General features: G+C 60.5%; 10 protein-coding genes. 5 read left to right on the top strand and 5 right to left on the bottom strand.

Going from position 1 to position 10,860, the window contains the following annotated elements; all coding sequences use genetic code 11:
* Positions 1 to 132: 132 nt before the first annotated feature.
* The 4 genes from HF955_RS17840 (at position 133) to HF955_RS17825 (ending at position 5,271) form a co-directional block, all read left to right on the top strand.
* On the top strand, positions 133 to 1,422 hold the full coding sequence (locus HF955_RS17840; RefSeq protein ID WP_291076928.1) for a DcaP family trimeric outer membrane transporter: 1,290 nt from the start codon (positions 133 to 135) through the stop codon (positions 1,420 to 1,422).
* 36 nt (positions 1,423 to 1,458) lie between these two features.
* Positions 1,459 to 3,405, top strand: a complete 1,947-nt coding sequence (gene acs, locus HF955_RS17835; protein ID WP_291076927.1) for an acetate--CoA ligase — start codon at positions 1,459 to 1,461, stop codon at positions 3,403 to 3,405.
* Positions 3,406 to 3,620: 215 nt separating this feature from the next.
* The gene (locus tag HF955_RS17830) at positions 3,621 to 3,815 is read left to right on the top strand and encodes a hypothetical protein (protein ID WP_036260135.1); all 195 of its coding nucleotides are present in this window, start codon (positions 3,621 to 3,623) and stop codon (positions 3,813 to 3,815) included.
* Between the two features lies 1 nt (position 3,816).
* On the top strand, positions 3,817 to 5,271 hold the full coding sequence (locus HF955_RS17825; protein WP_291076926.1) for a sulfotransferase: 1,455 nt from the start codon (positions 3,817 to 3,819) through the stop codon (positions 5,269 to 5,271).
* A 28-nt stretch (positions 5,272 to 5,299) separates the two neighbouring features.
* Here HF955_RS17825 and HF955_RS17820 read toward each other — a convergent pair whose 3' ends face one another.
* From HF955_RS17820 to HF955_RS17810, 3 genes are all read right to left on the bottom strand, one after another.
* The gene (locus HF955_RS17820; protein ID WP_291076925.1) at positions 5,300 to 6,571 is read right to left on the bottom strand and encodes an arylsulfotransferase family protein; all 1,272 of its coding nucleotides are present in this window, start codon (positions 6,569 to 6,571) and stop codon (positions 5,300 to 5,302) included.
* Between the two features lie 190 nt (positions 6,572 to 6,761).
* Entirely contained in the window at positions 6,762 to 8,366 is a 1,605-nt protein-coding gene (locus HF955_RS17815) for a stimulus-sensing domain-containing protein (RefSeq protein ID WP_291076924.1), read from the bottom strand.
* A 24-nt stretch (positions 8,367 to 8,390) separates the two neighbouring features.
* Complete coding sequence (locus tag HF955_RS17810; protein ID WP_027836452.1) at positions 8,391 to 8,855, bottom strand: peptidylprolyl isomerase; 465 nt, start codon at positions 8,853 to 8,855, stop codon at positions 8,391 to 8,393.
* Between the two features lie 109 nt (positions 8,856 to 8,964).
* On the opposite strand from HF955_RS17810, the gene HF955_RS17805 reads away from it, so the two are divergent.
* The gene (locus tag HF955_RS17805; RefSeq protein ID WP_291076923.1) at positions 8,965 to 9,444 is read left to right on the top strand and encodes a DUF3995 domain-containing protein; all 480 of its coding nucleotides are present in this window, start codon (positions 8,965 to 8,967) and stop codon (positions 9,442 to 9,444) included.
* Here the strand turns inward: HF955_RS17805 and HF955_RS17800 are convergent.
* Together HF955_RS17800 and HF955_RS17795 are read right to left on the bottom strand one after the other, a co-directional pair.
* On the bottom strand, positions 9,404 to 10,021 hold the full coding sequence (locus tag HF955_RS17800) for a hypothetical protein (RefSeq protein ID WP_291076922.1): 618 nt from the start codon (positions 10,019 to 10,021) through the stop codon (positions 9,404 to 9,406). The genes HF955_RS17805 and HF955_RS17800 overlap by 41 nt on opposite strands.
* Positions 9,996 to 10,688, bottom strand: a complete 693-nt coding sequence (locus HF955_RS17795; protein WP_027836449.1) for a response regulator transcription factor — start codon at positions 10,686 to 10,688, stop codon at positions 9,996 to 9,998. The genes HF955_RS17800 and HF955_RS17795 overlap by 26 nt, the downstream gene beginning before the upstream one ends.
* Positions 10,689 to 10,860: the final 172 nt, after the last annotated feature.

The following is a 10,860-nucleotide window of genomic DNA, read 5'->3' as shown; positions in this document are numbered from 1 at the left end:
CAGAACCCGGCCAATATGCCATGGATCGGACCGCAGCGCACTACGACTTTTGTCGTAGCACCAATGGCTAATGGCGGCCTGGCCGGATGCGGCGGATACTTCCTCACATAATCGAAAATGAGGGAGGAATGCATGTCTCGTACTTTCAAGGCCCTGCTGTTGTCTTCGGCGGCACTTACGATCAGCCTCGGTGCAGTTGCGGAAACGGACGATCTCGAGGCACGCATTGCTGCGCTCGAGGCCATGGTCTCCGACCTGAAGTCCGAATTGGCCGCTACGCGCGCTGAACAGGAAGAGATCGTCCGCATCCAGCCGGCCGCCGCCCAGCCAGAGGCCGCGCCTCCTCCTCCGGCAGATGGGTTCAGGGTTGGTGACACGACCCTGAAATTCGGCGGCTTTGTGGATGCGGACGTGCATGTCACCTCACTGAGTGATGGTGCCATCGCCGGCAGTTCGATTGCGCGGGACTTCTACATCCCCGGCGCCACGCCCATCGGCGGGGACAGCATGACGTTCACGGACTTCACGGCCGAGTCCTCCCGCTTCTTCCTGGCCGCCTCGCGGCCGGTCGGCGACAAGACGCTGAGCGCGCATATAGAGATGGACTTCCTTGGCTCGGGCCAGGGCAATGAACTGGTCTCGAATTCCTATTCGCCACGCCTGCGCCGGGCCTTCATGAAGTACGGAAACTGGCTGGTCGGGCAGGAATGGTCGACCTTCCAGAACACGTCTGCCATTCCCGAAAGCGCCAGCTTCCTGATCCTGTCCGACGGCATGGTGTTCGTGCGCCAGCCGCAGATACGCTACACGCATGGCAACTGGATGTTTGCGGTCGAGAACCCGAACACGACGACCCTGAACTCGGGATCACGCGACGAAAACATCATTCCGGACGTTGTGGCCCGCTACAATATGAGCGGCGAGTTCGGCAATGTCTCGATTGCGGGCATCGCGCGCCAACTGCGCGCCGATTTCGGCACCGCCGAAGACGAGGCGTTCGGATATGGCCTCAGCGTTTCAGGCCGATTGAATGTCGGTGAAAAGGACGATGTCCGCTTCAATCTGGTGGGGGGTGAGGGCATTGGACGCTATGTCGGCCTTGCTGCCAGCCGGTCGACAGCGCTTGACCCGAACGGGGATCTGGAAGCCGTGCCGTCCTATGGCGGTTTGATTGCCTGGCGACATCCCTTCGGGGAAACCGCGCGTTTCAGCGGCGGCTATTCCGGCCTCTTCATCGATAATCCGGATTACCTCCCCGACACGGTGACCTCGTCGGTCCAGTCGGTGTTCGGGGCCATTCTGTGGGACGTTGCGCCGAATGTGACGCTGGGGACCGAGTTGATGCATGGCATCCGCGAGATCGAAAGTGGAGCTGATGGCTCGATCACCCGGTTCACCTTCTCGACAAAGTATGCATTCTGAAATGAGGACGGAAACATGCCAGATGGAGAGTCATTGATGACCGAGACAGCCAAGACCTATCCGGTTCCGGCGGATTTTGCGGCGAAGGCGAATCTCACCCCGGAAAAATATCGTGAAATGTATGCGGCCTCGATCGCAGACCCTGAAGCGTTCTGGGGCGAGCAGGGACAGCGGCTGGACTGGATCACCCCCTATACAGTGGTGAAGGACGTGTCCTGGGAAACCGGGGACCTGCACGTCAAATGGTATTCCGATGGCGTCCTCAATGTTTCTGCCAATTGCATTGACCGTCACCTGGAGTCGCGCGGCGACAAGGTGGCCCTGATCTGGGAAGGTGACGAACCCGGCCAGTCGCACAAGCTGACCTATCGTGAATTGCACACGGCCGTGTGCAAGTTCGCCAATGTCCTCAAACAGCTGGGCGTAAAGAAGGGGGACCGGGTCACCATCTACATGCCGATGATCCTGGAAGCCGCCTATGCGATGCTGGCCTGCGCGCGGATCGGGGCGGTGCATTCGGTCGTGTTTGGCGGGTTCAGCCCGGAAGCCCTTGCCGGACGTATCACCGATTGCGAGTCGAAATTCCTCATCACGGCAGACGAGGGTGTTCGCGGTGGCCGGAAAGTGCCCTTGAAGGTGAATGCAGACAGAGCAGCTGACATTGCCGGCGGCATGGTTGAAAAGATGCTGGTGGTGAAGCGTACCGGTGCGGACATCTCCATGCAGGACGGCCGGGACCACTGGCTGCATGAGGCGGCCGAAGGTATTTCCGCCGACTGCCCGCCCGAGCCAATGAATGCCGAGGATCCGCTGTTCATCCTTTACACGTCCGGGTCGACCGGCAAGCCGAAAGGCGTGCTGCACACGACCGGCGGGTATCTCGTCTGGGCGTCCATGACGCACGAATATGTCTTCGACCTGAAAGATGATGATGTGTTCTGGTGCTCGGCAGATGTCGGCTGGGTCACCGGGCATACATATATCGTGTACGGACCTTTGGCGAATGGCGCCACCAGCCTCATGTTCGAGGGCGTTCCGACCTATCCGGATGCCTCGCGTTTCTGGAAAGTGTGCGACGAACACCTGGTGACCATCTTCTACACGGCGCCCACCGCGATCCGGGCGCTGATGCGGGAAGGTGAGGGGCCGGTCAATCAGGCATCCCGCAAGTCGATCCGGCTGCTCGGCACGGTGGGAGAACCGATCAATCCGGAGGCCTGGGAATGGTATTTCCACGTCGTCGGCGAAGGCCGGTGTCCCATTGTCGACACCTGGTGGCAGACTGAGACCGGGGGCACAATGATCGTGCCCCTGCCGGGCACCACGGAAATGAAGCCGGGCGCGGGAAGCCATCCCTTCTTCGGCATCAAGCCGGTCCTGGTGGATGCCGACGGCAATGAACTGGATGGGGCGACCGAAGGCAATTTGCTGATCACCGACAGCTGGCCCGGCCAGATGCGGACGGTGTATGGCGACCATCAGCGCTTCGTCGAGACCTATTTCACGGCCTATCCGGGCAACTACTTTACCGGCGACGGCTGCCGCCGCGACGAGGACGGATTTTACTGGATCACCGGCCGGGTGGATGACGTGATCAACGTCTCCGGTCACCGCATGGGGACGGCAGAGGTCGAGAGCGCCCTGGTCAGTCATGACGCCGTCGCCGAAGCGGCCGTGGTCGGCTATCCGCATGATGTGAAAGGGCAGGGCATCTATGCCTATGTCACTCTGCGTCAGGGAGTCGATGTGGATGACGCTCTGGTCAAGAACCTTGTCCAGCACGTGCGTCAGGAGATCGGGCCGATTGCCAGCCCGGACCTGATCCAGATTGCCCCCGGCCTGCCCAAGACGCGGTCCGGCAAGATCATGCGCCGGATCTTGCGCAAGATCGCCGAAAACGAGTATTCGAATCTTGGCGACACTTCCACATTGGCCGAGCCGGAAGTGGTCAATGACTTGATCGAGAACCGCCAGAACCGCTGACACAAAATCACGGCTTTCGTCCTTCCGATTCAGAAGCCGCGCCCTTCTTCGGCGCGGCTTTTTTATCGTGCTCGTTGATTGGTCGCCGCCGGTTTCTCGCCCACGGGGACTGTGATTGACGTTTTTCACCGGTGTTTTAAGGCGGTATGCGTAGAAGTACGGGTGAAGCAGGCAGCGTTTGGTGCTGTCTCGCCGGACAATCGGGGAGGTCTTGCATGACCAGGTACGGAATGATGCTGTTGATGGCGCTGAGTGTCGCACTGCCGGCAAGTGCCTATATCGGACCGGGTGTGGGACTGGGCACGATCGCCATCATTGTGGCCATCGGCGTAGCCGTTGTGTTGTTGCTGGTGGGATTTGTCTGGTACCCGCTGAAGCGCCTGATGCGCCGCGGCAAAGACCAGGACTGACGTGACCGCCGACGCAGCGGCTCTTCTCGTCAGCATTGGCTGCGTCGCTGCCTTTGCGATCGCGTTTCTGCTGCTGAGAATCATGCCGGCAGCGAATGCGGCCATCGGGGTCACCACCGAAGGCGTGGCTGCGCTGACCAGCAAGACCCTGTCCGAACGTGAAAAGGAAGCCGCGGTCCAGAAGGCCGGCCTGCGCCTGATTGCCCACGCTTTTGGCCTGTTCCTCAGATTTGCAGGCTGTGCGGCCGCCGCTGCCGTTCCGGCCTATCTGGCAGACCGCTCCGGCTTTGTGCCGGCCTCCGCCACGATTGCGCGCCTGTCAGATCCCGTTTTCCTGATCGTCACCACTGTTGTGGCCCTTGCCCTTGTCTGGCTTGTATCGAAGCTGCGTGGACGCGGAAAGGCGGGCGGGGCCAACTCGCAGGCTGAGCAGATCGTGCACATGGTTGCATTCGTGCCCTCCATTCAGAAAGTCCTGTTTACCTTCGACAATGCCATGCACCGACTGTTTGGTCGCAAGCCGGGAACGGTGCAGCATGTTTTCATCACATCCCTTGCGCGGGGTGGCACAACTGCCTGTCTGAATGCGATCTACAGCCAGGACGGGATTGCCACCAACACCTATCGTGACATGCCCTTCATCACGGCGCCCGTGGTCTGGAACGGCGTTTCCGGCGTCATGGCCCGCAAGACGGAGCGGCATGAGCGGGCACATGGGGATGGCATGGAAATCGATCTCGACAGCCCGGAAGCCTTCGACGAGGTCTATTGGAAGCTGTGGTGGCCCGGCAAGTACACGGATGCCGGAATCGCCCTGTGGGGCGCTGGCGACCGGACCGCGAAACAGGCCCGCAATCTGGGCAAGGCCTATGAGAAGATCGTGGCCGTGCGGGGCGGACATGCCCGTGTCTATGTCTCGAAGAACAATGCAAACATTGCGCGCTTGCCGCTGTTGAAGGACATGTTTCCTGACAGCGTGATCCTCGTGCCGCTGAGACGACCGGCGCCCCATGCGGCCTCCCTGCTGCGTCAGCACCGCAATTTCGTTCGCCAGCAAACGGAAGACCGATTCGTCGAACGCTACATGCGCGACATCGGCCATTACGAATTCGGCCTTGCGCACAAGCCGATACGGTTCCCGGGATTTGATCCGGAGCGGTATGACCCGGACAGTCCGGACTATTGGCTGCATTACTGGATATGCGCCTTCGAGGAAGTGCAGCGCAATGCAGGAACAGTTGACCTTGTGTTGCAGGACGATTTGCGCGTCTCGCCTGACGCCGTGATGAAGGCCGTACTGCAGCGGCACGACATCCCGCATGATCCGGCGGCGGATTTCTCGGCGTTCTTCCGCCAGGCAGAGGATATCACTGACGAGACGGTGTTTGATCCAGCACTTCTGGCGCAGGCGAACCGGCTCTACGACGCGCTGAGATCAGGGCAGGGAGAAGGCTGACCATCAACTGGTCGGGACCAGTCGGGACCTATTCGGTTGCAGCACAGGTCGGAATTTCCGTCAGGAAATCGTCCGGATACCATTTTGCATTGGCGACATCCTCATTCCATTGAGGGTCTTTGGCCAGGACATTGTTGATTTCCAGAACTACGTCGCCATCACGGGTCAGTTCGAAGATCTGGCCCTGCTCGGGAATGGTCAGCAGCATGTTGCCATTGGGCAGGTGCTCATGCTTGCCGCGGAACTCCGATTTGAACGGGAAGTCCTGACGGTTCAGATAGGGTGATATCTCGCCGGTAGCCGGATCGATGGCGAGAATCTCGGAATGATCGCGGCGGAAAGCATTGTTGTAGATCGTGATCGTGCCATCCGGATGAAAATCCGGATCGTGCTGTTTCAGCCAGGGGCCGAACCGGGCCCATTTCACGGTGCCGTCCTGACCCAGCACGGCAACCATGCTGAGGGTCCTCAGCGAGATCAGCAGGTCGCCGGTCTCGAACATCGGAAATGCGTCGGCCTTGTCCGAGGTCAGCTCTTCCAGATCGTTCGGGTGGAACACGTCATGCGGACCTTCCTCGAAGGTCCGGAAATCCGCATCCTGCCAGTAGGCAAAATAGCTGGCATTTTCCTTCGACGTGCGGATCACGTCCTCGATCAGGCCTATACGCTTGGTTTCCTTGCCCGTTTCGGGATCGAATTTCACCATGTACTGGTATTCGACAACGGATGATCCTTCGCCATACCAGGTCCAGATGCCTCCATCTTCTGCCGGCGCGAGGGAGTGATGGTAGAAGCCATCCTGAATCCAGATCGGCTCACCACATGCGTCCAGTCGCGCCATGAAGCCCAATTGGTCATAGGTGATGATAACGGAGCCGTCCGGCAGCATCTCCATGCCGTGCGGGCCCTGCGATTTCGCGTTCCCGGAATTCTTCAGGCGGTTCCCGTCAACATTGCGTGCATTCAGCAGATTGCCGTCGGAATCCAGCACCCAGACGGCAAAGCCGTCAAAATCCTCGCTATAGCCGGATATGGCATAATATCCCGATCCGACGGTCTTTTCGGGCGCGTGAACATGAGTGCGTTTCCGCACGGCGCCGTCCGGCGGCATGTGGCGGCGGCCCTCCGGAATGACTTCGCCATAAGTGGCGAGGGTCGAGAAGACGGTCTTGATCTCCTTGCCATAGCCCGTGCGCCAGGTGTGACTTTCGCCCACGGCGATGCCCAATGTCAGGATCGCCCCACCCGCAAGCAGCAGGGCGGACAGCTGGAAGATTTGCTTCTCAGACAGTTTGATCATGTTTTGCCTTGTTGAAGTCACACCACACCGCTGGACTATAGGTCCGTCCAGTACCGCTACAAACAATTATTATACCACAACGCAGTATTAGCTGCAGATGACTACATTTTTATGCAGATGAGCACATGTTGGATGTTTGGTCATATGTGCGGCATCTGAAATGTATATTGCAGAAAGCAAATCTGTTCCGTTAGATCGCGGGAAGGTCCACAATGAAGCGCGCACCCCCTTCTGCGCGATTTTCCGCCCAGACTTTCCCCCGATGCGTGCTGACGATCTGTTGCACGATGGACAATCCCAGTCCGGAATTGTTTCCAAAGGCCGTCCCGGACGGGCGATCCGTGTAGAAGCGGCTGAAGATCTTTTCCAGCTTGTCTTCCGGGATGCCGGGTCCGTGATCCTCCACCATGATACGGGCGATGGTCTGCGGTCCGTCATTTGACTGGTCGATGATCACGTCCACCCGTCCCCCCTGAGGCGAGAAGGAACGCGCATTGTCTATCAGGTTCCGGACCACCTGGCCGAGCGGGCCATCGCGGCCGCGTACCAGAAGCCGCGCGCCCATAGTGTCGTCGCGAAACCCGACCTGTACCGCGCCCTCTTCCCGGCTGAAGGCCTCATAGGTCTGCACCACATCGCTGACGAAGCTGGCAATGTCCATCTGTTCGGTTGGCACGCGCGTCATTTCCGCTTCCAGACGGGACGCATTCGAAATGTCCGTGATGAGACGGTCCAGCCGCTTGACGTCCTGTGCGATCAGCTCGCGCAGCCGGTTGCTGGCGACGGGATCATTCTGTACCCGCTCTGCAGTTTCGACGGCTGAGCGGATGGAGGTCAGGGGGTTCTTCAGTTCGTGCGCGACATCTGCCGCGAATTGTTCATTTGCCTGGATGCGGTCCAGCAGGGCTTCGGTCATGCTCTGCATGGAGACGGCCAGGTCGCCGATCTCGTCCTTGCGATGGGTCAGTGCCGGAATGTCCAGCCGGTCGGATGTGCCGGCGCGTATCCTGTCTGCCGCAACGGACAGGCGCCGCAACGGGCGGGCGATGCCAAGGGTCAGGAGTACCGAGGTGACAAAAGCCACCAGGACGGCAACGCCGATGAAGGGAACCAGCGCGGCCCGCTCTGCGCGGATGATCTCGTCGATATCGTTCGATTCGAGGGTCAGAACGCCGACAACTGCGGAAACCCGCTGCACCGGCATGGAGACCGATATGACTCGCTGCCCGCGGTCGGAGAAGCGCTGGCTGGCCGCTTCCTGTCCGCGTACGGCAATTTCGAACTCTTCCTCGAAGCTCTGGGCCACCAACGCGTCGGAACTGCGCCGCGGCATGATGGGGCCAAGGGTCCGGCTGGCCCATTCCGACAGGCTCGCGCCGAGGCGGGCAAAGCTGCTCGGTTCCTGCAGGGGCGGCAGGGCGTCAATGTCGACGCGTTCCGACAGATAGAAGCTGTCGCCGACCAGGTCGCCATCGGGAAGATAGATGCGGGCGCGCACACGTTCCGGCAGGTTCAGGCGGACAATGGTCTGGCGCGCGGCTTCCTCGTCCAGGCGTGGCTCGGGCGTTGTCGCATCATCGCCCAGAAGGCTGGTGAAGATCTGGGCCTGTGCAACAAGGTCCTGCTTCTTTGAGACCACAAAACCGGCGCGCATCTCGTTCAGGACCATGGCGCCGATGATGAGAATGGCCAGGCCGGCAAGGTTGGACGCAAAGATCAGTCGGGCGATGCGCGAGCCGAATATCTTCGACCCGTGCCGCGTGAATGCTTTTCGCCTGATCTTGTGGTCTGACATGCTGGCCTGGCTATGTGCCGCCGATCAGGCGTCGGCAGCCACTTTCATGCTGACAATGCGGTCGGGATTGCGCGGCGGTTCTCCCTTGGCCAGCTGGTCCACCACATCCATGCCCTCGGTCACCTGGCCCCAGACCGTGTATTGCCGGTCGAGGAAGCGGGCATCGTCGAAACAGATGAAGAACTGGCTGTTGGCCGAGTGCGGCGCCGAAGTGCGGGCCATCGAGCAGGTGCCGCGCACGTGCGGTTCGGCATTGAACTCGGCCTTCAGGTCCGGCTTGGACGAGCCGCCCATGCCGGTACCCTGCGGGCAGCCGACCTGCGCCATGAAGCCGTCAATCACGCGATGGAAGACGATGCCGTCATAAAACCCTTCGCGGGCGAGTTCCTTGATGCGGTCGACATGTCCCGGCGCCAGGTCCGGGCGCAGTTCGATCGTGACCGACCCCTTCGAGGTTTCGAGAAGCAGCGTGTTTTCCGGATCTGCCATGAAGTTTTCCTATTCCTTGTGCTAGTCTTGTGTCTGGCTATTGAATGATGGCGAAAACAGCAAGTGGGCGGTGCATTTTCGCTGGCCGCCCGGCTGCCGGAGTGAAGTCATGATTGCGCAGATCATATCTCCCATCCTGGTAAGCGTCCTCGTGATCGTGGGCGGATTGTACACGCTCTGGGCGTTTGGCAGCCATTTTCCCTGTGCCAATGAACAGGCGCTGGCGCGGGCCGTGATCGGCCGGCGGGGCATCACCCGGATGCCGTCCCTGCGGTCCTGCCTGCTGAACGCCTTCTGGCTGTTTGCTGCGGCGGTTCTGGCGGCCTGGCTGGGCGGATATTTCACGCTGCCTCTGCCGGATTTTCCGCGAAAGGTGCTGATGGCCCTGATGGGGTTTGCCGCCGGTATCGCATTTCTGGGGCGCGGCATCATCGGTGTGCTCCCGGCCTTCGAGCGCGCGACTCCCGAATTGCCCTTCCTGACGCTCAATCGCCGGGTGTATTCACCGCTCAGCTTCCTGGTCGGGCTCGGGTTCATCCTGCTCGTCCTCAGCCTGCCAAACTGGTCCTGGCGGCTGGGCCTGGCCTGACCTGTCCGATCCGGTCGATGAGATCCGCCGCGGACACGCCGTCCTCGCCGGGCATGTGCATCATCTGGGCGAAGGCGAAATGATTGAGGTCCACAATGATCCGCATATCGGCCCCGGACAGGCGCCGGTGCAGCGTGCCGCCAACCCATTGGCCCATATCCTTGATCCGGTCCGACCGGTTGGGCAGGCGCGGCCGGGCATCGACATGGATGATCCGCGCGGCATTTCTTGGCGCCGGAGGCGGGTTGAGGCGTGATTTCGGCACCGGGTCCACACAGACAAGTAGATCGACCGGGCGCGGATGCAGCGCCCGCAATACACGCAGCGCCGTATCCCCACCCCAGCTGTGCCCGGTCAGCACGATCAGGTGCCCCATGTCTGCCCGCTGGCGGGCGAGACGCAGAATGCGGCGTGGTGCGTAATGCGGAAAATACCGGGCGTCGCGAAACGCATCCTGCGCGAACCGGCGCTGGCGTTCCTCTGCATAGGTGGCGACGAGGCGGGTTTTTGTATCGGCCGCCCCGCCGACATAGATTTCCGTGACGTGTTGTCTATTCGGTGTAGCGATAGCCGACACCATACAGCGTCTCGATTGCGTCGAATTCATCCGTCACTTCGCGGAACTTCTTGCGAAGCCGCTTGATGTGGCTGTCGATGGTGCGATCGTCGACATAGATCTGGTCGTCATAGGCGGCGTCCATCAGCTGGTCGCGGCTCTTCACATAGCCAGGGCGTTGCGCCAAGGCCTGCAGGATCAGGAATTCGGTCACGGTCAGCCTGACCGGATGGCCATCCCAGGTGCAGGCATGGCGGTTCGGGTCGAGCGTCAGCTTGCCGCGCACGATCGGCTTCTGGTCGCCTTCCTCTGTCCCGGAGGCGCCGCCACGGGCGCGGCGCAGCACGGCCTTGACGCGTTCCGCCAGCAGGCGATTGGAACAGGGTTTCCGCACGAAATCATCCGCGCCGATATTGAAGCCGATGACTTCGTCGATCTCTTCGTCCTTGGACGTCAGGAAGATGACCGGCAGTTCCGATGTCTGGCGCAACCGGCGCAGCAATTCCATGCCGTCCATCCGGGGCATCTTCACATCCAGGATGGCAATGTCCGGCGGGGTTTCGGTCAGGGCGGGCAGGGCGGCTTCACCATCATGATAGGTGCGCACATTGTAGCCTTCAGCCTCGAAGAAGATCTTCAGGGACGCCACGATGTTCTCGTCATCATCCACCAGTGCCAAAGTCGTCATCGCTCTATCCTTTTCAGCCACAGCATATCCGTGCACGGGATCCGGCCGCCTTGTCATACGGTGTTCAAACATGGTTCGCGTCACGGCAAAAGCCCTCCTTCATCGCAATTGCAATGAAATCAAGGGATCAAGGCACCCGCACGCTCACATTACGGCAATTTAAGGGAGATTG

Source organism: Hyphomonas sp., assembly GCF_017792385.1.
Classification (GTDB): Bacteria; Pseudomonadota; Alphaproteobacteria; order Caulobacterales; family Hyphomonadaceae; genus Hyphomonas.
Note: the sequence above shows the minus strand (reverse complement) of the source record. Positions and strands in the feature narration are given on the sequence as shown.